This window comes from Flavobacterium sp. RSSB_23 (assembly GCF_051547145.1).
Taxonomy (GTDB): domain Bacteria; phylum Bacteroidota; class Bacteroidia; order Flavobacteriales; family Flavobacteriaceae; genus Flavobacterium.
Window position 1 is genome coordinate 66,665 of the sequence record NZ_JBPTTO010000008.1, and the last position, 24,182, is coordinate 90,846.

Sequence of the window (24,182 nt, forward strand, 5' to 3'; positions counted from 1 at the left end):
AAATGAATCTTCAATTTGATATTAATCTTGCAAATAATTATACGAATAATTCTCAAATTGCTAGAGTATTAACTGAAAATTGGGTCAAACACAATAGTTACTGTCCAAGTTGTGGAAACTCTAAGTTATCAGAATTTGAAAATAACAAACCTGTAGCCGATTTTTTTTGTAATAAATGTTTAGAAGAGTTTGAATTAAAAAGCAAAGATGGTAATAAAGTTGGAGATAAAATTGTAGATGGTGCTTATTCAACAATGATAGAAAGAATTAATTCTGAAAACAATCCAAACTTTTTCTTTTTAAATTACAGCAAAACTAATCTTAGGGTAAATAATTTTCTAATAATTCCAAAGCACTTTTTTGTTCCAGAAATTATAGAAAAAAGAAAACCATTAAGTGTAACTGCAAAACGAGCAGGTTGGGTAGGCTGTAATATTGATATTTCAAAAGTTCCTGAAAGTGGCAGAATTTTTTTGATTAAAAATTCAGAAATAATTTCACAAGAAAAGGTACAAGAAAAATGGTCTAGCACAGATTTTTTAAAATCTAAAAGTATAGAAAGTAGAGGTTGGATTTTAGATATTATGAGTTGTATCGATAAAATAAATAATGATACATTTTCATTAAAAGAAATTTATATTTTTGAAACTTATCTAAAAACAAAATATCCAAACAATAATCATATCAAAGATAAAATTAGACAGCAATTACAGATTTTAAGAGATAAAGGAATAATCGAGTTTAATGGAAGAGGAAGTTATAATAAATTATGATTATGAAACAATACATATTTATTACACCAGAAGGAACAACATTTTCACCAAATGGTGATGAAGTTGAGAACATGCAAGTTATTGGTACAGTTGAGAATGTAGAAAATGAAAATGAAGCTTTAAAAAAATTATTGATTGAAAATGAATGGATAATTGATGCTGAATTTAATGTTGCTGAATTTATATGCTATGAAATTTCTTAAATTTTCTTTAGAAATATTATTTTAAATTTAAATATTTCCCTTCAATTCCTGAGTTTTTTAATGACATCGCATTTTCTTTACCATAAGCTATGAATACACTTGGTGCCCCAGGAGTGCCTCCCTGTATACCACTGACATGATAAAATCTTATTCTTCCTTTAACAAATAAAACTGCGTCTGCATCATTCCAAATATGTTGAAAAAATAGTCTAGTTTCTGTTCTTGCAAAAATTAGAGCAATTCCATTTCCATGAGTCTTTAATTTTTCAAGCCATAATTCCATTCCACGACCATATGGTGGATTAAGATAGACTCTACCAAACCAGTCTCTATTTAAACCGTCATCTAAAATTGTGAAATTATGTTGTGCGTGTAAAAAAGGTGCTCCTACTGGACTACATGGGTCTAAATCAAATTCTCCAAGTTTCTTAACAAGTTCTGGAGGAGTTAACCATTCAACTTTAGTGTTTTCACAACGCTCAAAAGATGTATTCATTTGCTTAAATTTGATTGCAAATATTAGATCATTTTTTTGATTAAACAAATGTAATATGATCATTTTCAATATATTATGAAATAAAAATAGAAGTAATTGATATACAGAAATATAACTTAATCTCTTTTGAAAAACTACAAAATTATCTCCTTAAACAAAGGAGCTTGGGACAAATCGGAAGGGTTTGATTTTATCAATGATTTTAATCGTACATGGTTAAAATTGGTAAGAGAAAAACTAAAAGATAATGGAACTATCTGGATAAGTGGAACCTATCACAACATTTTTTCCATCGGGCAATTATTACAAGAGTTAGATTTTAAAATCTTAAATGTTATCACTTGGGAAAAGAACAATCCTCCACCTAATTTTTCATGTCGCTTTTTTACACATTCAACCGAACTAATTATTTGGGCACGTAAAAAGGAAAAGGTACCACATTATTACAATTACGAGTTAATGAAACAACTAAACGGTAACAAGCAAATGAAGGATGTTTGGAAGTTACCTGCTATTGCTAAATGGGAAAAATCATGTGGTAAACATCCAACTCAAAAACCATTAGCAGTGCTCACAAGATTAATTCTGGCATCAACAAAACCAAATGCTTGGATATTAGATCCGTTTGCAGGAAGCTCAACAACTGGAATTGCAGCAAATCTTTTGAACAGAAGATATTTAGGAATGGATCAAGAAGAAGAATTTTTAGAAATTAGCAAAAATAGAAAACTTGAAATCGAAAATCCAAAAACAGCTGAATTATACAGGCATAAAATACAAGGTTTTACCACCAAAAAAGAACTAGAGTTATTTCTTGCTAAAGAACCAACTGAAGAATATGGCAGCGAGTTGATTTTATAGCTTGTTTTACTTTATATTTTTCCTATAAAAACTTACTTATGAACTTATATCAATCCAAAACTTCTGCCCTTTTTTTACTAAAAGAAAAGCCTTTTAAACTAGAACGCGAAATTCAAGCTTTGTTTGAAAAAAATCTTTTCGAAATTATGGGTTTAGAAATGGTCAATTCCGAATTTGTCATAAAAGGCAAACGCATTGATACATTAGGTTTTGATACACAATCTAACGCATTTGTTATTATTGAATACAAGAGAGATAAAAATGTAAGTGTGGTAGACCAAGGATTTACTTATTTGAGTTTAATGTTGGAGAACAAAGCGGATTTTGTTTTATCCTATAATGAAACTTTGAATAAAAACTTGCACAGTAGTAAAGTAGATTGGTCACAAACTAGAGTGATATTTGTATCACCAAGTTTTACTGAAAATCAACGCCTAGCTACTAATTTTAAAGACATAGCAATTGAACTTTGGGAAATTAAACGATACGATAATGATTTAATCAGCATTAATCCTATCAAAAAGACCAAATCAGCTGAAAGTATTAAACCATTAACCAAGCAAAATGGCTTAATAAAATCAGTTACTGATGAAATTAAAGTCTACACAGAAGAAGACCATCTGAACGGTTCTACAGAAGATATAATTGAATTATATGAAAGCTTCAAAAATGCCATTTTAAACCTAACGGATGATATTGAGATTGTTCCTAAAAAATTATACATTGCTTTCAAAAAGAATAAAAATATTGCAGATGTTGTCATATTGAAAAAAGGCCTTAAAATCTTTATCAACCTCAAAAAAGGTACCCTAGACGACTCTAAAGGTTTGATGAAAGATGTTTCTGAAACGGGTCATTGGGGTAATGGTGATTATGAACTAGTAGTTAATAACACTACAAATCTGGAATATATTATGAGCTTGATTAAACAAGCCATCCTATAAATATTGACCATCTGCCTTCTAAGCAGGCGGTCGAAGGTTCGAATCCTTCTGCGTTCACTATTAAACCCCACTAGCACGAATTTACAATTCGTTGCCCAATATGTAGAAAAAAACTTTATTCCATTCAAATTAGAAAAACAAAATCGAGTAGCTACTCCCTGTACCGACAGGTCACGTTATCTCTTCTTTAACTCTCTCAAATCAGAGCAAAAGCCTGTAAATCGAAGGACATACAGGCTTTATTATTTTAGTTACTACTCAAATTTTGGCTATCGTAAAGTTTGACTCTCCTACTCTACTAATACGCATTAGCAAATCAACAACAATCGGTATTCTCCATCATTTTCGATTGGCGCTCTGTGAATACAAGGAAGCACTTGTTGTTTGGGGTGATCTACAGCCAATCGCCAAAGATGTCCCACTCCTAGATTTACAGCTTGGGCAAAAGGTTTGGCTTGATAATGCAAATCAAAAAAATACTCCTTCAAAAAGGATTCAAATTCCTCTTCTGGACCTTGATGCAATGCTTTTAGCTTGTTTCTAATTTCAGGAATTAGAATTTTTTGTTCCGCTTGATCGTTAGCGATAATGTCACTAGCCGCTCCGTGATACGTACATAAAAAAGTATCCGTTGCAATGGGAGAACGATCTACGTGATACGAATAGACATCAGTAGCGATGAAATCGAATGCATCATCACGTTCGTAGCATTTCAATAAATTAAGAGAAGGTGAAGCTCCAAAATCGGTCAATACGCGTAAATCTTCTAGAATAATAGCTCTTGCTTTATTCCCCTTTTCAGACAGTTGCAAGGCCAATAAATCCTCTGGAGTCACTTCTGTAATGTCTTCTTTTAATTGCAATTGGTTCACGATTTCTTTAAAATCTCCTTCTAAATTTCTGTACCAGCATAAGGCATTTTGTTCTCCTTTAAATTCCGTTTGTACAAGTTCAGAAAAAGTAGCCACTGTTCCAATTTGATCGTTATCCAAAAATGTAGTACTCATAGAAGTATTTTTAAAAAGCGAGTGAAAGCTTCGCACTACAAAATTATACAATTGAAGGGACATGTCTTCCAAAATCTTGAAATGGAACAAGGGTATTCATAGAAGCCTCTATCCATTTATATTCTCCTTGAAAAAACTTTCTCTTTTTAGCTTTCACTACTCATCATTACCTTTCTTTTTTTCAACTTTCTAACCATATTTTTGAGAAACAACACACAAACGATAATCTTGTTTTTTTCCATTCTTCGGATTTCTCTTTTTAGGTTTTGATTTTCTGCTTTTATGGACTGGAGTTTATACATAAAATAAGCTTGTTGCTGATGATTTATTAGCAAATCATCAAAATTTGCATACAGGTACACTACTCTATCTTTCATGATTGAACCAATTGCAGCAAAAGACAATTGAGCTTTTACGGACTGACTTGCAGCAGCAGCTTTCTCTTGTCTCAACACAGAATTATTGTAAACTAATTGTAGTTTTTCCACGGCATCTTCAAGCAATGGATCTGCCCAAAGTGTATTAGCACAAAAGGTTCTATCTGGCTTTTCAATGGTCGCAAGCTTGTACTTTACCAAAAAACTATTGTCTTCATTCATGAATTCGGTATTCCCTGAATAATTCGTTGCAATGACTGGTTTGCCCAAATACATGGCCTCGGCTAGCGTTAAACCAAAACCCTCAGCATGATGCAACGAAACATAGGCATCACATTCATTTATTAAATGATTGACATTGTTTTTATCGAGTACTGTATCTTGAATTTTTATGTTGTTGGGTAAGCGATGCAGCAACCGCTTTTTTACCTTTCTATAATCGGAGGCACCCACTGTTTTTATAACCAATTCAACATCATCTTTGTTGGCAAAAGCGGTTGTAAAAGCATTTAGCAAAAAAAACGGATTCTTCCTTTCTACTGAACTGTGATAGCTGAATAGAAATAGAAAACTAAACTTCTTTTTATCAAAGAATTCCATTTTATTTTGCGGCTCGATTGGGCTAAGCGCTACCTCAACCGGATGAGGAACAATAATTATGGGATTGTTATAGTTTTTCTCAAATATGGATTTACAATAGGCTGATGTCGTCCAGATTTCATTAAAAAGATTCAAATTCTCAGCCAATTCTGGTGCAATATATTCTGACTCCCAAACTAAAAAAAGTATGGTGTATCTGCCTTTAAAAAAATTAGAATCAATATTGCCAAAGAAGGAATCAAGATCATTCAATGAGATTTGAACTAAATTCACTGAATAAGGGAATGCGTATTGATAATCCCCCTTTTTGACTTTTTCATAATTAATTAAATGGAGCGGTATGCCTGCTTTTTGGGCAGCTTTTATATTTAATCGTACGGCCTCTCCTAAACCAAACATGCCTTCTGTGTATCCGACAATGTTCATTCCAAGCTGATTGATTTGCATGTTTTTTTATATTTAATTACTTACTTCTAATGATTGCAGAGAAACCAAATGTTTATAGGCTCCGTTCCTTTTTAATAACTCTTCGTGGTTGCCTTGTTCAACGATTCTTCCCTTATTCATTACAACAATAAGGTCCGCATTTTGAATCGTCGAAAGTCTGTGAGCAATAACAATTGACGTTCGGTGCTCCATCATGTTTTCTAGGGCATTTTGCACTAATTTTTCAGATTCGGTATCAAGAGCAGAAGTGGCTTCGTCAAGAATCATAATGGGTGGGTTTTTCATCACTGCCCTTCCAATTGCAATTCGCTGGCGTTGGCCTCCTGAGAGCAATGAACCTCCGTCGCCAACATTATTTTGGTACTGATTCGGGAAATCAGAAATAAAGTCGTGTGCATTGGCAATTTTGGCCGCTTCAATAATTTTTTCTTCACTGCTGTCTTCAATTCCTAAAGAAATATTATTAGCAATGGTGTCATTAAACAAAATAGAATCTTGTGCTACAATCCCCATTTGTTCGCGTAAGGATTTTGTCGCAACATCTCGAATATCAATCCCGTCAAAAGTGATACTGCCTTCTGTTACATCATAAAAGCGGGTGATTAAATTGGCTATAGTAGATTTACCACTCCCGGATTGTCCTACGAGTGCAACTACTTTTCCTTTCGGAATCGTTAAACTAAAATCCCTTAACACATAATCCTCATTGTATTTAAAGCTTACATTGGTAAACTTAATTTCATGTTTGAATTCTGTAATTACCTTGGCGTCGGGTTTGTCTTTCAAAGGATTCTCTGCGTCAAGTATAAATGCGACTCTTTCATAAGCTGCACTTCCTCCTTGAAAATCATGAAGCGCCCTAGTAATAGCTTTGGCAGGAGTCAAAATTTGATAGGCCAAGCCCATATAGGCCAAAAATGCGCCACCGCTCAGCGATTTGTCAACAAGAACCAAAGACCCGCCGTATACTAACAAAATAGAAATCACAAAAATCCCCAAGAACTCACTCATAGGCGATGACAAACTCATTATTTTGCCAACCGAATTGTTCAATTCATTGATATCATTTGTAAAAGCGTTGAATTTTTTAGTAAAAAACTGTTCCGAAGTAAAGTTTTTGATGATTTTTATCCCTCCTAAGGTTTCCTCGATATTAGAAATCAAATGCCCTTCTAATTCAAAAATATTTCCTGATTTACTTTTGATTCCTTTACCTAATTTCGATATCAAAAAGCCAGAAATTGGAATGAAAAAGAAGACGAAAATGGTAAGTTTCCAACTGATTGCAATCATGCCTGCAAGCGTAAAAACAATCGTCAATGGTTCTCTAATCATCATCAAAACGTTCATGAAGGACACTTTAATCGTATTGATATCCGACGTCATTCTTGCAATTAAGTCCCCTTTTCGTTCATTAGAAAAAAAACCTACGTTCAATGAAATTACTTTTTGATACACATCTTGACGTACATCTTTTAGAATACCGTTATTCAAATACGTCATGTAAACAATGGAGAGGTAACTGAACAAGTTTTTAAGCAAAAATGTACTCAGTACAAATCCAACAATAGTGATTAAAGTAATCAGGGCTCCCTTGGTTTCGTTGAGGGTAGTGATGTAATAATTTAGATAATTTTCTATGTAATGAATGTCAAAATCTTGTATGCCATTGAAGGTGGGTTGCACCCTTATTTTTTCGCCTTCCTCAAAAAGCACTTTCATCATAGGGAGCAAGGAAAGCATTGATAAGGAAGAAAAAAGGGCATAGAGTACATTGAAAAGAATACTTAAAAATTGGTATTTTTTATAAGGAATTAGGTATTTAAGAAAACGCTTGAAATTCTTCATTTAGTAATGGTGGTTTGGAAATAAAGGGATTATTGATTTAAAATACTTTTGTAGACATTCATGTATTCTTTGGCGGCATTTTCCCAAGTGAATTTTTGGGCCCGATTTTTATACATTGAGGAAAGGATGTCTTTGTTTTGATGAAACTGATTCATACCATTCATAAAAACATTAGCCATGTACTCAGGGTCAAAATTATCCCAATAAAAAGCATGGTTCCCTCCTATTTCTGGCAAAGACGTTTTGTTGGATAAAAATACAGGTTTACCAAAAGTCATGGCCTCTAAAACAGGAAAACCAAAACCTTCTCGTAGCGATGGAAACGCAAAAGCAAGACAATTTTTATAATAAAAAATTTTGTCTGATTCCGAAATAGTGCCAAGTAAAGAAACCCTTTTTTCTAATTTGTGGAGGCGAATTTTTTGCTGCAACACCTCAACATACTCTGATTTCATTTCACCTGCAATAACCAAATGAATATCTGTTGTAAAGCGCAACATGTCGATGAGCGTGTGAAAATTCTTTTTTTCTACCACTTGACCAATAGAAAAAATAAAAGGAGCACTGGGAACAAAATTCGTGCAATAAGCATCCGTATGTTTAACACTATTGTTTAAGTTGTTTCCGTTATAGATAACATATTCTGGGATGTTTGGAATATCAAAATGAGCGTGCGTACTCGTTTTGGCAAATTCAGAAACATAAACAATTGCATCACTTCGATATATTTTCTCTTTTAATTGCTTCATTCTGAAATCAAAACTTGCGCCTTTTTCTTCATCCAAAAAGTTAGTGTCATGAATCGTTAGCAAATAGGGAATTGCATTCGATGCGGGTTCTATTTTAGTATTCTGATTCACAGAATGCCAGAGGTTGAAGTTCTTTTTTATTCTGAAAAAAGGATATCGGGTTATGGGTAAATATTTGTTGTAAGAAACGCTTGTTCCCAATGCTTTCTTTACGATGTCGTTATTGCAATTTAATATTACCTCATGCTCGTTTAGAAATTCGGTTTCATGGCTTAGCGCTTTGGCTAAATTAAAGTTGAATTGACCAAAACCCGTGTGCAGTTTTCTGATATTGTGGGTTTCGAGGAAAATCTTTTTGGTTCCGTTAGTTGCTTTCATACTCTCTCTTTTTGGTTAGCCTATCAAATAGCATTCAAACGCACATAAAGACCATTGCTTTAGGGTATCTAAATGTTTTGATATGCTATTAAGAGGAAAGGAATGCAAATTGGTTGCGTCAAAAGAAAGGATTATTGGATTAAAAAAAATAAAACAGCAAAAATTAACGCATTAATTCAAAATCAAAACAGAGATTTACGGCCTAATGTCACAATAAAAAAACTCCGTAAAACGAATATCTTACGGAGTCAATACAATACTTTTATTAGTTTTCATTTAATTATACAACCATTGGTCTTTTAATTTGGCTTTTGAAGCATCAGTAAATTCAATTTTATTCCCATCTACTTGATTCAGTTTTACTTTTCCTTTCAAGTCAATTGTTTTTCCATTTCGAATGACTTTGGCTGTGTAGTCGGCTCCATCTTTTAGATTAAAAGCTAAAATAGAAGCTAATTTACCACTATCAGGACCTTCAGGTTTTATGCCTCGTAAATCAACAATTTCATCATTATCTTGAAATCCTACGGCTTTTAAAAATTCATTTTTACCATCTAAAGTAGTTATAAACACTTTGTTTGTTTTGGGGTCCACTTTAAAATAAGTAGTGGTTCCCAATGAAAAAGCCATTTGAACTGGCACCTTCACTTTTTTCAAAGAAACGCCCACCTTTGCTAAATAAGAACCATAATCTATGGGTTTATTTTGAACTACATGATTTTGAAGAAATACTCCCACTTCTGGATAGGTTAATTTTGTAAAAATCGGAATCAATTCCTCGTCCTTAAACGCTTTTTCTGCTCCGTATAGTTTTGACAACTCTCCCATTACACTCAAAATACCTCTTTGCCCATTGCTTTTTTCTCTGATGATAATATCCAAACACATCGCAGCCAGTGTGCCTTTGTTATAGAAATTTCCAAACTGTTTGTTGACTACAGGGTCAACTACATTCTTGCTTACTTCAGTTAATGACATGGTATCACTATACAAAGTAGAAGCAAAATTTATCTTATCTGCTATTACATCGTAGAGCGCTTGTTCGTTTGCCATACGTTTATTGGTTTTGAATAACACCGAAAAATATTCCGTAAAACCTTCATACATCCACAAATGTTCCGACATTTTTGGGGTATTGAAATCGAAAAACTGAATCTCTTTCGAATGCACGTTTAAAGGGGTAAGCGTATGAAAGAACTCATGCGAAATGGTATGCTCCAATCCTGTGGCTTGCATGTCGTCTTCAAATGTGCCAGTGGTGGAACTGTTGTGTTCTAGGGCACCTGTACCTTGAGCATCATCTTCTGTTCTTGCAGTGAGATACACCAAGACCGCATATCTTTTGGTGGTATTAATCGCTCCTAAAAATTCCTTTTGAGCTATCATTGTTTTTTGCAAAGCTGGCATTAGGAATTTTGAAGTCACCTTTGTATTTCTGGGTGAATACACATGCAGCACGACCTCCATATCATCAATTGTAAAGGTTGAAATATCAGGTTTGGCATACATAATGGGGCTATCGATTAATGTTGCGTACCGAGTCGTTTTAAAAACATCTTTGGTGTCACTCGTATCCTCATCTACCATAGCAGTTGTTCCAGTTAATTCTTTGGGATGTTCAATAGTCAACACAAAAGGTTTCTCTTGTTGATTTTCAAAATAGCCTACAAAACCACCTAGATTCAAATAGAAATTTTGACCTTTTAGAATATTGGTTCCTGCTGGCGAAAAGGCTACGGTTTCATTTTTACTCATTTGAACTACTTCTTGGTCAAAAGTGTCATTTACTAAATATTCAACGTGGTCTAATTTTTTAGCATCGGAAATCACCCACGTATTGACATCTTTTTTAGTTACGGGAAGCGTCTTTCCGTCTTTGTCAAGAGCTTTGAAATCTTCAATATACCTTCCATAATCTTGCAAAGCATAAGTGCCTGGAATAATTTTTGGCACCTGAAAAGTAATCGTTGAAGCATCAAAAGCAGCAGGCTTAACCACGACTTTTACTTTGTCATTTGAAACATTCACTAAATCCAAAGTAGCACTCACTTCATTCGTTGGTGTCGATGTGGAGCAACTCCAGAGCATTACTTGAGAAAGGAAAAGCAGTATTACTAGTTTTTTCATAGTTTCTTGATTTAAAGTTTAAAAAAATAAGAAGTATCAAAATAGGTGAAAGCTGCACTTCTTATTTAATAATTCAATTTTTGAGAGACCAAATAGTCTTCAGATGCTTTTTTTCTGGTTAGTAGATACAATCCATACATTCCAAACGCTATAGGAGAAGCAATTAGAATTAATTCAAGACATAAATTGAGAATGATATTTTCCTCCACTTTAATCAACTTTAACGTATCGGATAAAAGAAAAACAACAAAATCCCAAATAGCATGCAATAGGATAGCAAAAAAAATGGTTAGATTTTTTACTCTATAGGCAAGGAACAATAAGCCTGAACACATTGCCATAAAAGCCTGCAAAAACCCTTCTCCTAATTTGCCTGTTGTCAATGCATTTAAAATATGAATTGAACCAAAAATAACAACAACCGCGAAAGCCGCTTTTCGGAAACCCCAAGATTTAGTAAACGCACTTAAGAGTATCCCTCGAAACATCATCTCTTCGGATATTCCCACAAGCAGACAATTTCCAAAAGTCCACGCTATGCCGTTGCCTTTTATTACATCAAAATGATAGCCTAAAAAAGCAATCACTATTAGAATTATAACAATCTGAAAATATAAAATTTGAAGATTTTGACTGTTTTTTAAAACCAGCCCAGTAATTTTTAGGTTACCAGATAGGATGGTGACTAAAAGTATAAACAAAGCCGCTCCTGCAATAGAATAAGAAAGTCCATTACCGAGGCCTTCTCCTAGCTCTTTTGTTTTACCATTCAAAGCATAAACATTAGGACCTAAGGTGATGGCTGTCCATAGTAGTAAGATTATAATAGCGCTGTAGGCATTGAAATATTTCATTTATCCAACTTTAAAAATTAGGTTATACTGATTTATGATTATTTTGAAAACTTAGTAAGTTCCACTACTTTTTCAAGTCGCTCTTTTTTATCATACTCCTCAGATTTAACAATTCCAACTCCTCTAGCCATCCACACTTTATATTTTTTTGTTTTATTGAACAAAATGGATGTATCCTCTGTGTAAGTGATAACAATACAGTCAAAAGTTCCCGCTTCCAGGGTAATCTTTTCTTCCGCTACAACCTTTCGGTCATAAATTTTGACGCCACTATCCAAACTAATTTCTCCTTTCACGCTGATGCTAATTGTTGCTTCTGGCAAAGTTTGCCCAACTTTCATCGTATTAGGAAAAACAGGATTATTACCCGAAACACTTGATTGACTGAATTGTGTACTCTTTTTTAAACTCGCTTCGACAGATTTGAGCATGTTTATCGCAGTCTCTGCTCCATCACATACTAGTTCATAAGAAGATTCGGTTGTTTTGTTTTTTTTCAAATCTGTAACTTGCGTTTTAACAACTGCTATACTTTTTCCTCCTTCATGTCTGTTTTCAATAACTTCGAGTAGGGACTTACCTGTTACATTGTTTTTGTTATCCAAAACTTTCATCTCCATTACAGTTCCTTTTTTGGTAGCATAATATCCTTCGCAGTTCAACGAATAAAAGGAAAAACTAAGCAATACACAGAGGAAAAGAATGCAAGTGTTTTTGACAGTTGCTTTCATCTTTTATTTTTTACCTATTTCACGTTTAATCGGCAATCTTTAGATTTTGTTATCGTAAACGATTATCCTTTTAACCACAATTGGTTTAAAGCTTGTTTGGACGTATCTGTATAGCGGAATCCATCGCCTTCAGATGTATTTAATTTTACTGACCCACTCAATTGTTTTTCGCTACCATTTCGAATAATTTTCGCCTTAAATGGTGCTCCTACTTCTAACCCATAAACAGGCATCAGTAATTTATTGATGTCTTCTCCGTTTACTGGGATTCCATTTAATTCCATTACTTGGTCATTATTTTCAAAACCAATTGCTTTGATAAACTCATTTGAGCCGTCTTTGGCATCTATATAGACATTTTTCTTTTCATCCATTTTTAAGAACATCTTATTATCAAAATAGAATGCGATTTTAACTGGTATTTGGACTTTAGTGGTAGATACCCCAACTTTTGACAAGTATTCGTTATAATTGATAGGCACTCCTTTTACAATGTGCGTTTGCAAAAACTCCCCTACTTCTGGATAGGTAATTTTTGTGAACTCTGCTATAAAGGCATTGTCGTCGAAGGGTCTTGTTGGTCCGTATATTTGTGATAATTCACCCATAACGCTTAGGATTCCGCGTTTACCGTTACTTTTATCTCTAATAATTACATCCAAGCACATGGCCATCAACGCTCCTTTTTCGTAAACGTTGGGATATTGTTTTTTCATTGCAGGAACTAAAACGTTTTTACTCATTTCAGTAAACGACAAATCGTCTTTGAAGTAGGTTCTTGAATTCAATAACTTTTCGCTCATCGTATTATAAAAAACAGCGGCATCAATCAAACCTTCTTTTACTTGGAATAGATTGGCGAAGTATTCTGTAAAACCTTCATACATCCACAAATGTTGTGACATCTGCGGTTGATTAAAATCAAAATCGTGTATTTCTTTCGAATGTACTTTAAGCGGTGTTAGTGTATGGAAAAACTCATGAGAAATAACGTGAATCAATTCCGTTATTTTCATATCATCCTTAAAAGTTGCCGTAGTTGAAGTATTATGTTCTAAAGCCCCCAAACCTTTAGCATCATCGTTGTTCATTGAGGTGATATATACAAGGATTGCATACTTTTTAGTAGTATTAATCTTGCCCAAGAATTTTTTCTGTGCGGTTATCATTTTCTTTATATCGGGTAGCAGCGCTTGTGAATTAATGCTTTTATTGCGTGGAGAGTATACGTGCAAATACACATCCATTCCGTCTACAGAAAATGAAGACACATCTGGTTTGGCATACATAATTGGGCTGTCTACTACTTCGGCGTAGCGCGACAATTGAAAAATGTCATTTGTATCACTTTTATCCGTATCGATTAATGCAGTAGTTCCCACTAAATCTTTTGGGTGATTTACTGTTAGTTTATAAGTAAAGTCTTTTTGGTTATCAAAATACCCCACAAATCCACAAAGGTTCAGCATAAAATTTTCACCTTGTAAAATATTAGTTCCCGCTGGAGAGAAAATGGTCGTAGAATTTTCGGCAAATGCTTGCCCTTCTTCAGAATCATAGGTGTCGTTGACTAGGTATTCTACACGGTCCAATTGATTGGCATTGGAGATTGTCCAAGTATTGACATCTTTTTTAGTCACAGTAAGTTCTTTTCCTGATGCATCATAGGCCTTGAAATCATCAACATAACGCCCATAATCAGCAATTGCATACGTACCGGGAATAATCTTGGCTAATTGATACGAAATTGTTGTTGCCGTAATTTGTGCTGGCTTTACCGTCACTTTTACTTTATCATTAGACACATTCACTAAATCTAATGTAGCTTTTACTTCGTTTTTAGAAGAACGAACTGTATCCTTAGTAGTTGAACAACTCCATATTACTAATTGTAAAAAGAGTAGCAGTATTAAATGTTTTTTCATAATAAAAAATTTTAGAGATAAATTAAGTCGACTGTATTGTTAAAATAAATGAAACTAGGAAGTAAATTTCTATTTTCAATAGTAGTAAATTTAACATATTATTCTCAATATTAACAAATTAGATAAAAAAAAATAATCCAATGATAGTTTTTTAAACTATATCCATCTTATAAAACCTCATAAATCTTGGTTTTTTTGCAATTTCTATCCAGAAAATAAACAGTACTGTATTTACCTTTTTTCAAAAACAGGCTGTGCATCTGACTAACAACAACTTAACCTTAAAACAGTTTTAATTTTAATCTGAATAAAGTTGTGCATCCTATTAAAGCTTCTTGATTTTATTTTTAAGTGCTACAACTTATATTTATGTAGTTTTTTATAACTTACAACAAGTTAATTCTACCCAATCACTATGTCAAGACGAGACCGATTAGAGCAAATGCCATTGTACCAAAAAGCCCTTCAAATTTTAAAAATCACGATGGGTTTAGTAGAAATTGTTCCAAAAGACAATGAATACCTTCAAGAAACCACCGTGCGTTTTATGATGGAAAACGCGATGTTGCTAGCGCCAAAAATAGCGGGAGCTAGCGCTATTGATTTGTACGATTTAAAGATGGAAAATGCTACTCTTGTTCGGAAGGCGGCTAGAGATTTGTATGTACAAGCAGGAAGTTTGCGCTATGAAGAAAATATACCCGACCAAGATTATATTCGGTTATTGAGAAGTGAAATCGAAGAGTTCCGGCTTTTATTTGTGGACTGGGTTGAAAACTTTGACCAATGGAATTACATCAAGGACGATTGGGGATTATTCAATCCGCCTGGAGTAAGCGCACACGACAAAGACCCTGATGAAGATATTCCGTTTGACCCTGATGCTTTTTTTGAGAATATGGGAGATGGTGAAGACGATGATGAGGAATGAAAATGGTGTTGATTCTCTAATTCTGTTAAGGATAGTAACGGAAAGCCCGTAAAGGAAGCCGTTCTTTTTATAAAACAAACCCCAAAAGAGCGACCAGCGGAAGCTCCTTTTGGGGTTATGTTTTATGAACGGGTTCCTGCGGACTTGTAGTGGATAGCCTGCCCGGACAGCCTAATTTGCATTGTCTACCTACTCTGAAAAAGCGGTTTTCTATTTTTTATTGTTGTGTTACCAATGAGGCAATCGTAATTTGTTGCATGGATTTAAGCGTTTCTTCACGAACTGAGATTAGGCCGTGGCGCAAGTGGCAAGTGGCTTCGTCTGCGCAATCCGAACAACGCTCGTAGAAATTGAGCGAAGCACATGGCAATAACGCGATGGCTCCATCGAATAAACGATGTATGTCGGCCAATGTAATTGCATCTTTGGATTTCAAAAGGTAATACCCTCCTAATTTTCCTTGTTTACTACCAACAAAATGAGCGCGTTTTAAGTCTAATAAAATTTGCTCTAAGAATTTTTTGGGTATGTTAGCTCCTTCAGAAATAGCTATCGTTTTGGCTATTTCACCTTCTTTTTGTTGTGCCAAATAAAGCAGTGCCTTTAAGGCATATTTGGTTTTTTGTGATAGCATTTTGATTATTTTTTGCTAAAATACAAAAAAAACAACTAGAGCAAAGAGAAATAAATTGCGCCAGATTATAGGAAGTTAATCGTTAAAGAATTTAAAAAAAAAGGACCACTTTAGTATTCCTAAAGCGGCCCTTTAAAACAAACCCATGTTTGGATACTAGAATTACTTTAAATGGTAAAACAATTTGAGCATAAAGTTCACCAACCAATACACTAGTACACCTATAACAAATCCAGAAATTAAAAATGCTAAAAGATTGATTATTGCATTGGGAAGTACTCGCCATCGAAGCGGCAAATATTTAGGTTCACGATGCAATTGTTGCTTAACCTTAGTGGTCGCTATTTTTAGTTTCTTTTTGATAAAATAGTGCTTATATTATTTTTCAAGTTCTCGGATGTAATTGACCAATTGCCAGCGTTGGTCTTCGGTTAATAACTCTTCATAGGCAGCCATTGGAGCTTTCCCATTAGTTATTTTCCAAAAAATTACGCCATCGGATTCTTTTTTAACTTTGAAGGCTAAGAAGTTGGCTGGTTTTTTGTCTAAAGTAAGTCCAGCTTCTCCATTTCCTTTTCCTTTTATTCCGTGACACAGTACACACATTTGTTCGTAAATACGTTTTCCTTCAGCGGTAGCCTTAGTATTGCCTTTGAAAGGATTTTTGAGTGCATCGGCAGTTTTTGGGGCTTTCCAATCTGAATCTTGAGCAGAAACAAGTTGTCCTCCGATGATGAATAAAACCATAACTAATAAATAAGAAAAATTGGTTTTCATGGCGAAATCGATTTAGTATTGTTACTCAAATTTATAACAATTGCTCGTTGAAAAAACTGATAAATATCATTTATCCCCAATTTCACAAAAAATTATAACATTTTGACTATTAAACCCAGATTCCGCATTAGAAATTTACTACAACTAAATTCTTCTTCAAAACCAAGAACTTACTCCCATTTTTAAATTCAAAATACGAAAGTATTCCTTCTTCAAAAATAGTCCGTGAGCTCTTGCTTTTATTGAATAATTTAGTTTCGCTACAAAGTCTAATGCGGATTCTGGGTTAAAACGCATAAAAAAAACGCCTCAAACATAAGAATGAGGCGTTTAGGTAAGTAGAAAATTGATTTTTACAATATGTAATCTGTATTGATAAAATTGGATTCTTTGCTATTTAATAAATCTTGCAGAATCGCATTATTGTAAGCATTGTCTTTTGACGCTACAAAAGTTCTGATGGAGAATGAACGCAACGCATCATGAATACTCAATGTAGCAACAGCAGAATCTTTTCGACCTGTAAACGGGAAAACGTCTGGTCCTCTTTGACAAGAACTGTTCAAGTTTACTCTACAAACTAAGTTTACCAAAGTATCAATTAGTGGCGCAATGGTTTTGATGTCTTTTCCAAACAAACTCACTTGCTGTCCATAGTTGGACTCTGCCATATCGTTCAATGGTTCTTGAATGTCTTTGAAAGTCAAAATAGGAACGATTGGTCCAAATTGCTCTTCATGGTACACTCGCATGTCTTTATTTACTGGAAAAACAACCGCTGGAAAAATTGAATTTTCGGTTTTTTGTCCCCCTTTGGCATTGATAACTTTTGCTCCTTTGGCGATGGCGTCATCAATTAATTCCTGAATATAATTGGGTTTTTCAACTTCTGGAAGAGGGGTAAGCATCACGCCTTTTTCCCACGGATTTCCGAATTTCAATTCATCTACTTTTGCTGCAAAACGCGTATTAAATTCACTTGCAATCGATTCGTGAACATACAATACTTTCAAAGCAGTACAACGTTGTCCATTGAACGAAAGCGCACCAGTTATACATTCTTGAATTGCTAAATCCAAATCGGCATCAGGTAATATAATTGCTGGGTTTTTGGCTTCTAAACCTAAAATCAAACGCAAACGGTTTTTATTTGGGTGCTGGTCTTGCAAAGCAATAGCTGATTTACTGTTACCAATCAAGGCTAACAAATCTACTTTTCCCGATTGCATTACTGGAGTCGCTACCTCTCTTCCACGTCCATATAAAATGTTGATGGCTCCTTTTGGAAAACTACTTCTGAAGGCTTCTAATAAAGGAGAAATCAATAAAACACCGTGTTTTGCAGGTTTAAAAATTACTGGATTTCCCATAATCAAAGCGGGAATCAGTAATGAAAAAGTTTCATTCAAAGGGTAATTATAAGGTCCTAAACAAAGTACAACGCCTAATGGTCCACGACGCACCATGGCATGAATTCCTTGTACTTTTGAAAAATGAGCACTACGACTGTTTAATTCTTTCAAACTTTCGATAGTGTCATAAATGTACTCAACCGTTCTGTCAAATTCTTTTTCGGAATCTCCCAAGGACTTTCCTATTTCCCACATCAACAATTTTACCACTTCTTCTCTTGTTGATTTCATTTGAGAAACGAAGTTTTCCATGCATTTAATGCGGTCCGCTACTTTCATAGTAGGCCATAAACCTTGGCCATTATTGTAAGCATTGTGAGCCGCTTCTACCGCTTCTAAAGCTTCGGCTTCACCCATAAATGGAATAGAGCCTAATAAAGTTGGAGCGTAGTCTGCAGTGGAGGAAATAGTTGAATATACGGGAGTTGTTTTTCCTGTCCATTTTTTTAACTCACCATTTACGAGATAAGTATCTTGATTGACAAGTGTATGTATTTGATATTCTTGCGGTATTACTTCCATTGATAACAATTTAAAAATTAATAATAGTCTTATTGTAGCATTAGTCTGGCGCTACAATTTCACCGTTCCAGGCCAAAATACCTCCTAATAAGTTATAGGCATTTTCAAAACCCAATTCATTCATGATTTCACAAGCTTTTGCACTTCTTGCACCAGAACGACAGTACACATAATAATTTTTAGACTTATCCAACGCTTCTATAGCTGAGATAAACGCTGGACCTTGGTGAATATCAATATTTAAGGCAGATGCGATAATTCCATCATTGTATTCGTCTTCAGTTCTTACATCAAGTATAACTGCATTTGAATCGGCTTCTAATTGCTCAATCCAATCTTCTTGTGTTAAATTCATAGCTTCTTTTTTTGTAAAATTACGATGTTTTACAGAAACAAAAAGGCGTAAAAATGTTAAATGGATAATATTTCGTAGAAAACGATATCGTAAATTACAAAAAACAACAAAATTGCATTTTTACAAAATAATCACTAATAAAGCATCATATTTCATAATTAATTAAATAGTATTTTAAATAATAACATAAAAAACAACAATTAATCAACAAATAGAATACACCTCATCCTATCGATTTTGTGCTATATTTGTAGTAGTCAACAACTACTAAATTTCATCAGAAATGAACCCATCCATAAAACAATCTTTCCCCTCTTTTTCGAATACACTAATCGATGCTATTGACCAAAATGCGAATGAACAATTTATTCCAGCTGGCACAGTAATTATGCGCACCGGACAGTACATCAAAAATACGATGCTGGTAATTAGCGGGAAGATTAAGATTTATCGTGAAGACGAAGATGGAGGAGAATTTTTCATGTATTATTTACAACCAGGTCAAGCTTGCGCACTCTCTATGGTATGTGCTACTAGAAGTGAAAAAAGCCAAATCATGGCCAAGGTGGTTGAAGATGCCGAACTCATTTCGGTTCCACTATCATTGATGGACAAATGGATGATGGAGCACCGTTCATGGTATGAATTTGTCGTTGCTACGTACCGCAATCGTTTTGAAGAAGTCCTAGAAGTATTAGATAGTGTGGCATTTAGAGCCATGGACGAACGCTTAGAATTTTATTTAAAACGTCAAGTAGCATCATGTGGTTGCAAAGATTTAAAGTTATCGCATCAAGAAATTGGGATGGATTTAAATACTTCTCGAGAAGTGATTTCGAGACTCTTAAAAAAAATGGAGCAAAGAGGTTTGGTAAAATTGCACCGCAACCATATCGAAGTTTTGATTAAATAATTCCACAGTTACCTCAACCTTCTCTACATTATAAACATTGTGACTTAAAATGCGAATGTGACTAAAATTACCAAAGACTAAAAAGTAAAGTCACATCTTTGCATCACAAAAAAAAGAAACATGGAATATATTGGTTATTTTGCTTCAATAATTATTGGTCTATCATTGGGACTCATTGGTGGTGGGGGGTCTATTTTGACGATTCCAATTTTGGTTTATTTATTCAAAATCGACCCAGAATTGGCAACTAGCTATTCCTTATTTATCGTTGGATTATCGGCTCTATTTGGTTGTTATAGCCATTACAAAATGGGAAATCTAAAAATAAAAGCCGCTTTGTATTTCGCAATCCCTTCTGTGTTTTCAATCCTGATTATTAGAGAAGTTATTTTTCCTCAGATTGCTTCTACCCTATTTTCTATTGCTAGTTTTCAAGTATCGAAAGACTTTTTAATCATGATTGTCTTTTCCGTTTTGATGATTTTGGCAGCTGTCTCAATGATAAGAAGAAAATTACCTGAAATTGTATCCACTTCTACCAATTATGTTCAATTGGGGGTTATTGGATTTATCGTTGGAATTATAACTGGTTTCTTGGGTGCTGGTGGTGGTTTTTTAATAATTCCAGCTCTGCTCTTTTTTGCCAATTTACCAATGAAACAAGCCGTTGGCACTTCACTTTTAATCATTTTTATCAATTCGGCTATTGGCTTTGGAGGTGATTTATACATCGGAACCCCAATAGATTATACTTTTTTACTGACTATTGCCGCTATGGCTTTTATCGGAATTCTAATTGGCATTCAGCTTTCTAAAAAAAATGATGGCGCCAAACTCAAACCGCTTTTTGGTTGGTTTATTTTGGTGATGGGCATTTATATCATAACCAAAGAAGTCTTTTTTTAGCCCATAAATATGTAACATTTATCACTTTTTCTATAAAAAATCAATAGTACCTTTGTGTACTCAATAAAACAAAATACCATGCAAATAGAACAAATATATACAGGTTGTTTGGCTCAAGGTGCCTACTATATCACTTCAAATGGCGAAGCGGCTATTATTGACCCTTTGAGAGAAGTACAGCCGTATTTAGCCCGTTTGGAACGAGATAATGTTCGTTTAAAATATATTTTTGAAACGCATTTCCATGCCGATTTCGTTTCGGGTCACTTGGATTTGAGTAAAGCTACTAATGCTCCCATTGTATATGGTCCAACTGCAAAACCAGAATTTGAAGCTATTGTGGCTACAGATAATCAGACTTTTGAAATTGGAAACATCAAAATAAAAGTATTGCACACTCCAGGACACACCATGGAAAGTACTACCTATTTGTTGATTGACGAAACGGGTAAAGAACATGCCATATTCTCTGGAGACACTCTATTCATTGGAGATGTAGGACGTCCTGACTTGGCACAAAAAGCGGCTGGAATGACACAGGAGCAATTGGCAGGCATCTTATTTCATTCGTTAAGAGATAAAATTATGACTCTAGCTGATGAAGTGATTGTGTATCCCGCACACGGAGCTGGAAGTGCTTGTGGTAAAAACATGAGCAAAGAAACGGTTTCTACGATTGGACAACAAAAAGCTACCAATTATGCTTTAAGAGCCAACATGACTGAAGCCGAATTCATAAAAGAAGTAACCGATGGTTTACTGCCTCCTCCAGCCTATTTTGGAATGAATGTAGCCATGAATAAAAAAGGTTACGAAAGTTTTGACAAAGTTTTACATAACGGTATGCAAGCACTTTCAGCAACCGATTTTGAAAGAATTGCTGATGAAACAGGCGCATTAGTTTTAGATACTCGCAATAGTGGCGATTTTTACAAAGCCTTTATACCACAATCTATCAATATTGGAATCAATGGTGATTTTGCCCCATGGGTAGGCGCTATGATTGCCGATGTACAACAACCGCTTCTTTTGGTTACCGAAAAAGGACGTGAAGAAGAGACCGTAACCCGATTGAGTCGTGTTGGTTTTGACCATATTTTAGGGCACCTAGAGGGAGGTTTTGAGAGCTGGACAGCAGCCCAAAAAGAAATTGACACCATTCATCGAATTTCATCAGCTGAATTTGAGCAAAAGGTAGATATTACAAAAGACGTTGTTATTGATATCAGAAAAGAAAGTGAATACAGCGCAGAACACGTAGCTGAAGCATATAATAAACCCTTATCCGCCATTAATGACTGGATAACCACTATCGACCCGAAACAACATTTCTTTATGCATTGTGCAGGTGGATATCGCAGTATGATTGCGGCTTCTATTTTGCAAGCAAGAGGATTTAGAAATTTCACTGAAATTGAAGGCGGTTTTGGCGCTATAGCAAAAACAACCGTTCCTAAAACCGATTTTGTTTGCCAAAGCAAAGTGTTGAAATAAGGTAGAGGTTAGAAGTTAGAAGTTAGAAGTTAGAAGTTAGAAGTTAGAGGTTAGAGGTTAGAGGTTAGAGGTTAGAAATACAAGAAGTAAAATACTACTTGAAAAAGACAATACTTGAACAAATAGTACATTAACAACTAAAATTAATCATCATGAAAAAAAACATGGGTGTTACCGACAAAAGAATTCGAGTTTTTATAGCAGTCTTGCTTTTTGGGCTATACTATTTCAAAGTAATTGAGGGAACTTTGGGAATGATTGGATTAGGGTTAGCGCTAGTATTTGTGTTAACGAGTTTTATTAGTTTTTGTCCGTTGTATTTGCCGTTTGGAATTTCAACGATTAAGAAAAAATAAGTATGGAGGATTTGAATTGTTGCGTAAAGAGTTGTGAGAAACCATTAGATGAATCGTATTGGGATTTACAATACCAATCTGAAACTACGGGTTGGGATTTGGGAACGATTTCTCCACCAATCAAAGCGTATGTTGACCAATTGAAAGATACTACAATTTCGGTGTTGATTCCGGGTTGTGGAAATACTTATGAGGCGGAATATCTCTTAGAAAAAGGGTTTACCAATATTACTGTTATTGATATTGCTCCTACGCTCGTTGAAAAATTAAAAGATAAATTCAAAAATACAACTGCTATTCGTGTTATTCAGGGGGATTTTTTTGAACATAAGGGTAGCTATGATTTGATTTTGGAACAAACTTTCTTTTGTGCTTTGCCTCCGCAAATGCGTCAAAAATATGTTTGGAAAATGCATCAATTGTTGTCCAAAAGCGGAAAAATAACAGGGTTACTTTTTAATCGCAGTTTTGAGGTAAGTCCGCCTTTTGGCGGCAATAAAACCGAATACGAACAGTTATTTTCAGAAGCTTTTCAATTTAAAATTCTAGAAACATCTTATAACTCGGTTACGCCAAGAGCGCAATCGGAATTGTTTTTTGTTTTTGAGAAAAAATCTGAAGTGATTGTGCAATGTTTCACTTTGAGTGGCATCACTTGTTCGAATTGCACGAAAACGGTACTTCAGAAAATAGGTGCAATTCCAGAAGTAATTAATGCACAAATCAACAGCACCTTTACTGATTTGATTGTTATGAGTACCAACGAAATTTCTCTGGAACAATTGAAAGAGCTACTTGTTTATGAACCAGAGTACAGCATTGCGCTTGTTGATTAAACTTTCGTATTATTGTTTGCTTTTGAGATGATGATTTTTTCAAGTTAAAGGCTAAAGTATTTAAAATATACCTACAAGGTTTTGAAAACCTTAAAGGAAATTGAACTCAAAATATACCTACAAGGTTTTGAAAACCTTGCAGGAAATTGAACTCAAAAAACACCTATAGGATTTCGAAAATCTTGCAGGAAATGAAATTCAAAAACACCTATAGGATTTCGAAAATCTTGCAGGAAATTGAACTTAAAATATACCTACAAGGCTTTGAAAACCTTGCAGGAAATGGAGTTTAAAAAAGGCTTAAAATTTTTCGAAAACCTTGCAGGAAATTGAACTCAGTTTTGCAAAATAAAGAATGGCAACAATGAATACTAAGATGCAAATTGCTGCTCTTTAACCCCGATAGTAGCGGCATCCTTTGCTTTTTTCCTTTAAAAAAGCAAAGATATAGCGGATAGCGGGACGGTGATTCCTGAAATGCCCATTTGTTGCTGTTCCTAAAAAAAATAATAAATCAAAATTATAAACACGAAAATGAAAACACTTTTATTTACCAATTGGCATTTGATGCGCTGGGTTCGATTGGTTTTTGCACTTTTCTTATTTGGAGAGGCTTATGCTACTCGAGAATGGTTTTTTATTGTTTTTGGTTTGTTTTTCTTGCTACAAGCTTTGTTTAACTGGGGTTGCGGGGCAGATGGTTGCGCTATTCCTAAAAAATAAATA

General features: G+C 34.5%; 24 protein-coding genes. 11 read left to right on the plus strand and 13 right to left on the minus strand.

Annotated features, from left to right (window positions below):
* The first annotated feature begins 2 nt into the window (after positions 1–2).
* Both ACSVH9_RS12580 and ACSVH9_RS12585 read left to right on the plus strand, forming a co-directional pair.
* Positions 3–773 carry a DpnI domain-containing protein gene (locus tag ACSVH9_RS12580; RefSeq protein WP_298295770.1) on the plus strand — a complete coding sequence of 257 codons (771 nt, stop codon included), beginning with the start codon at positions 3–5 and terminating at the stop codon, positions 771–773.
* Between the two features lie 2 nt (positions 774–775).
* Positions 776–976: a hypothetical protein gene (locus ACSVH9_RS12585; RefSeq protein WP_298295768.1), complete on the plus strand. Its 201-nt coding sequence runs from the start codon at positions 776–778 to the stop codon at positions 974–976.
* A gap of 16 nt (positions 977–992) precedes the next feature.
* Here ACSVH9_RS12585 and ACSVH9_RS12590 read toward each other — a convergent pair whose 3' ends face one another.
* A complete protein-coding gene (locus ACSVH9_RS12590) occupies positions 993–1,535 on the minus strand; it encodes a DNA N-6-adenine-methyltransferase (RefSeq protein WP_298295766.1) in 543 nt (180 codons plus the stop codon).
* A gap of 63 nt (positions 1,536–1,598) precedes the next feature.
* On the opposite strand from ACSVH9_RS12590, the gene ACSVH9_RS12595 reads away from it, so the two are divergent.
* Entirely contained in the window at positions 1,599–2,333 is a 735-nt protein-coding gene (locus tag ACSVH9_RS12595) for a DNA-methyltransferase (protein WP_438064019.1), read from the plus strand.
* A gap of 38 nt (positions 2,334–2,371) precedes the next feature.
* Positions 2,372–3,277, plus strand: a complete 906-nt coding sequence (locus ACSVH9_RS12600; RefSeq protein ID WP_438064020.1) for a DUF5655 domain-containing protein — start codon at positions 2,372–2,374, stop codon at positions 3,275–3,277.
* A gap of 308 nt (positions 3,278–3,585) precedes the next feature.
* On the opposite strand, the gene ACSVH9_RS12605 is transcribed toward ACSVH9_RS12600, so the two are convergent.
* The 8 genes from ACSVH9_RS12605 to ACSVH9_RS12640 all read right to left on the minus strand — a co-directional run bounded on the left by ACSVH9_RS12605 (position 3,586) and on the right by ACSVH9_RS12640 (position 14,320).
* A complete protein-coding gene (locus ACSVH9_RS12605) occupies positions 3,586–4,284 on the minus strand; it encodes a DUF1826 domain-containing protein (RefSeq protein WP_438064021.1) in 699 nt (232 codons plus the stop codon).
* A 146-nt stretch (positions 4,285–4,430) separates the two neighbouring features.
* Complete coding sequence (locus ACSVH9_RS12610; protein ID WP_438064022.1) at positions 4,431–5,708, minus strand: glycosyltransferase family 4 protein; 1,278 nt, start codon at positions 5,706–5,708, stop codon at positions 4,431–4,433.
* A gap of 12 nt (positions 5,709–5,720) precedes the next feature.
* Positions 5,721–7,556 carry an ABC transporter ATP-binding protein gene (locus ACSVH9_RS12615; protein WP_438064023.1) on the minus strand — a complete coding sequence of 612 codons (1,836 nt, stop codon included), beginning with the start codon at positions 7,554–7,556 and terminating at the stop codon, positions 5,721–5,723.
* Positions 7,557–7,585: 29 nt separating this feature from the next.
* The gene (locus ACSVH9_RS12620) at positions 7,586–8,683 is read right to left on the minus strand and encodes a glycosyltransferase family 4 protein (protein WP_438064024.1); all 1,098 of its coding nucleotides are present in this window, start codon (positions 8,681–8,683) and stop codon (positions 7,586–7,588) included.
* A gap of 276 nt (positions 8,684–8,959) precedes the next feature.
* Positions 8,960–10,810 carry a peptidase M61 gene (locus ACSVH9_RS12625; RefSeq protein WP_438064025.1) on the minus strand — a complete coding sequence of 617 codons (1,851 nt, stop codon included), beginning with the start codon at positions 10,808–10,810 and terminating at the stop codon, positions 8,960–8,962.
* Positions 10,811–10,875: 65 nt separating this feature from the next.
* Positions 10,876–11,664: a CPBP family intramembrane glutamic endopeptidase gene (locus ACSVH9_RS12630; RefSeq protein WP_438064026.1), complete on the minus strand. Its 789-nt coding sequence runs from the start codon at positions 11,662–11,664 to the stop codon at positions 10,876–10,878.
* A gap of 38 nt (positions 11,665–11,702) precedes the next feature.
* Positions 11,703–12,395: a TapB family protein gene (locus tag ACSVH9_RS12635; protein WP_438064027.1), complete on the minus strand. Its 693-nt coding sequence runs from the start codon at positions 12,393–12,395 to the stop codon at positions 11,703–11,705.
* 62 nt (positions 12,396–12,457) lie between these two features.
* Entirely contained in the window at positions 12,458–14,320 is a 1,863-nt protein-coding gene (locus tag ACSVH9_RS12640) for a peptidase M61 (protein ID WP_438064028.1), read from the minus strand.
* Between the two features lie 415 nt (positions 14,321–14,735).
* Between ACSVH9_RS12640 and ACSVH9_RS12645 the strand changes: the two genes are divergently transcribed.
* Positions 14,736–15,251, plus strand: a complete 516-nt coding sequence (locus ACSVH9_RS12645) for a hypothetical protein (RefSeq protein ID WP_438064029.1) — start codon at positions 14,736–14,738, stop codon at positions 15,249–15,251.
* Positions 15,252–15,468: 217 nt separating this feature from the next.
* Here the strand turns inward: ACSVH9_RS12645 and ACSVH9_RS12650 are convergent, their stop codons facing one another.
* The 4 genes from ACSVH9_RS12650 to ACSVH9_RS12665 all read right to left on the minus strand — a co-directional run bounded on the left by ACSVH9_RS12650 (position 15,469) and on the right by ACSVH9_RS12665 (position 18,951).
* Positions 15,469–15,885: an RrF2 family transcriptional regulator gene (locus ACSVH9_RS12650; protein WP_159684201.1), complete on the minus strand. Its 417-nt coding sequence runs from the start codon at positions 15,883–15,885 to the stop codon at positions 15,469–15,471.
* A gap of 378 nt (positions 15,886–16,263) precedes the next feature.
* Positions 16,264–16,662 carry a c-type cytochrome gene (locus tag ACSVH9_RS12655; protein WP_438064030.1) on the minus strand — a complete coding sequence of 133 codons (399 nt, stop codon included), beginning with the start codon at positions 16,660–16,662 and terminating at the stop codon, positions 16,264–16,266.
* A 353-nt stretch (positions 16,663–17,015) separates the two neighbouring features.
* Positions 17,016–18,596: an NADP-dependent glyceraldehyde-3-phosphate dehydrogenase gene (locus ACSVH9_RS12660; protein ID WP_438064031.1), complete on the minus strand. Its 1,581-nt coding sequence runs from the start codon at positions 18,594–18,596 to the stop codon at positions 17,016–17,018.
* A gap of 40 nt (positions 18,597–18,636) precedes the next feature.
* Positions 18,637–18,951, minus strand: a complete 315-nt coding sequence (locus tag ACSVH9_RS12665) for a rhodanese-like domain-containing protein (protein WP_159684192.1) — start codon at positions 18,949–18,951, stop codon at positions 18,637–18,639.
* Positions 18,952–19,234: 283 nt separating this feature from the next.
* Between ACSVH9_RS12665 and ACSVH9_RS12670 the strand changes: the two genes are divergently transcribed.
* The 6 genes from ACSVH9_RS12670 (at position 19,235) to ACSVH9_RS12695 (ending at position 24,179) form a co-directional block, all read left to right on the plus strand.
* Positions 19,235–19,864, plus strand: a complete 630-nt coding sequence (locus tag ACSVH9_RS12670) for a Crp/Fnr family transcriptional regulator (protein ID WP_438064032.1) — start codon at positions 19,235–19,237, stop codon at positions 19,862–19,864.
* 120 nt (positions 19,865–19,984) lie between these two features.
* Positions 19,985–20,770, plus strand: coding sequence for a sulfite exporter TauE/SafE family protein (locus ACSVH9_RS12675; RefSeq protein ID WP_438064033.1), 786 nt, complete (start codon positions 19,985–19,987; stop codon positions 20,768–20,770).
* A gap of 78 nt (positions 20,771–20,848) precedes the next feature.
* Positions 20,849–22,264 (plus strand): MBL fold metallo-hydrolase, encoded by a 1,416-nt coding sequence (locus ACSVH9_RS12680; protein ID WP_438064034.1) that lies wholly within the window; start codon positions 20,849–20,851, stop codon positions 22,262–22,264.
* Between the two features lie 152 nt (positions 22,265–22,416).
* The gene (locus ACSVH9_RS12685; protein ID WP_298295599.1) at positions 22,417–22,620 is read left to right on the plus strand and encodes a YgaP family membrane protein; all 204 of its coding nucleotides are present in this window, start codon (positions 22,417–22,419) and stop codon (positions 22,618–22,620) included.
* A gap of 2 nt (positions 22,621–22,622) precedes the next feature.
* On the plus strand, positions 22,623–23,456 hold the full coding sequence (locus ACSVH9_RS12690; protein ID WP_438064035.1) for a methyltransferase domain-containing protein: 834 nt from the start codon (positions 22,623–22,625) through the stop codon (positions 23,454–23,456).
* Positions 23,457–23,990: 534 nt separating this feature from the next.
* On the plus strand, positions 23,991–24,179 hold the full coding sequence (locus ACSVH9_RS12695; protein ID WP_438064036.1) for a hypothetical protein: 189 nt from the start codon (positions 23,991–23,993) through the stop codon (positions 24,177–24,179).
* Positions 24,180–24,182 lie beyond the last annotated feature (3 nt).

Bases quoted from the DNA above. Each gene is read 5' to 3' on its own strand.
- ACSVH9_RS12580 (WP_298295770.1), top strand. From the start codon at position 3: ATGAATCTTCAATTTGATATTAATCTTGCAAATAATTATACGAATAAT.
- ACSVH9_RS12585 (WP_298295768.1), top strand. From the start codon at position 776: ATGAAACAATACATATTTATTACACCAGAAGGAACAACATTTTCACCA.
- ACSVH9_RS12590 (WP_298295766.1), bottom strand. From the start codon at position 1,535: ATGATCATATTACATTTGTTTAATCAAAAAAATGATCTAATATTTGCA.
- ACSVH9_RS12600 (WP_438064020.1), top strand. From the start codon at position 2,372: ATGAACTTATATCAATCCAAAACTTCTGCCCTTTTTTTACTAAAAGAA.
- ACSVH9_RS12605 (WP_438064021.1), bottom strand. From the start codon at position 4,284: ATGAGTACTACATTTTTGGATAACGATCAAATTGGAACAGTGGCTACT.
- ACSVH9_RS12610 (WP_438064022.1), bottom strand. From the start codon at position 5,708: ATGCAAATCAATCAGCTTGGAATGAACATTGTCGGATACACAGAAGGC.
- ACSVH9_RS12615 (WP_438064023.1), bottom strand. From the start codon at position 7,556: ATGAAGAATTTCAAGCGTTTTCTTAAATACCTAATTCCTTATAAAAAA.
- ACSVH9_RS12620 (WP_438064024.1), bottom strand. From the start codon at position 8,683: ATGAAAGCAACTAACGGAACCAAAAAGATTTTCCTCGAAACCCACAAT.
- ACSVH9_RS12625 (WP_438064025.1), bottom strand. From the start codon at position 10,810: ATGAAAAAACTAGTAATACTGCTTTTCCTTTCTCAAGTAATGCTCTGG.
- ACSVH9_RS12630 (WP_438064026.1), bottom strand. From the start codon at position 11,664: ATGAAATATTTCAATGCCTACAGCGCTATTATAATCTTACTACTATGG.
- ACSVH9_RS12635 (WP_438064027.1), bottom strand. From the start codon at position 12,395: ATGAAAGCAACTGTCAAAAACACTTGCATTCTTTTCCTCTGTGTATTG.
- ACSVH9_RS12640 (WP_438064028.1), bottom strand. From the start codon at position 14,320: ATGAAAAAACATTTAATACTGCTACTCTTTTTACAATTAGTAATATGG.
- ACSVH9_RS12645 (WP_438064029.1), top strand. From the start codon at position 14,736: ATGTCAAGACGAGACCGATTAGAGCAAATGCCATTGTACCAAAAAGCC.
- ACSVH9_RS12650 (WP_159684201.1), bottom strand. From the start codon at position 15,885: ATGCTATCACAAAAAACCAAATATGCCTTAAAGGCACTGCTTTATTTG.
- ACSVH9_RS12655 (WP_438064030.1), bottom strand. From the start codon at position 16,662: ATGAAAACCAATTTTTCTTATTTATTAGTTATGGTTTTATTCATCATC.
- ACSVH9_RS12660 (WP_438064031.1), bottom strand. From the start codon at position 18,596: ATGGAAGTAATACCGCAAGAATATCAAATACATACACTTGTCAATCAA.
- ACSVH9_RS12665 (WP_159684192.1), bottom strand. From the start codon at position 18,951: ATGAATTTAACACAAGAAGATTGGATTGAGCAATTAGAAGCCGATTCA.
- ACSVH9_RS12670 (WP_438064032.1), top strand. From the start codon at position 19,235: ATGAACCCATCCATAAAACAATCTTTCCCCTCTTTTTCGAATACACTA.
- ACSVH9_RS12675 (WP_438064033.1), top strand. From the start codon at position 19,985: ATGGAATATATTGGTTATTTTGCTTCAATAATTATTGGTCTATCATTG.
- ACSVH9_RS12680 (WP_438064034.1), top strand. From the start codon at position 20,849: ATGCAAATAGAACAAATATATACAGGTTGTTTGGCTCAAGGTGCCTAC.
- ACSVH9_RS12685 (WP_298295599.1), top strand. From the start codon at position 22,417: ATGAAAAAAAACATGGGTGTTACCGACAAAAGAATTCGAGTTTTTATA.
- ACSVH9_RS12690 (WP_438064035.1), top strand. From the start codon at position 22,623: ATGGAGGATTTGAATTGTTGCGTAAAGAGTTGTGAGAAACCATTAGAT.
- ACSVH9_RS12695 (WP_438064036.1), top strand. From the start codon at position 23,991: ATGAAAACACTTTTATTTACCAATTGGCATTTGATGCGCTGGGTTCGA.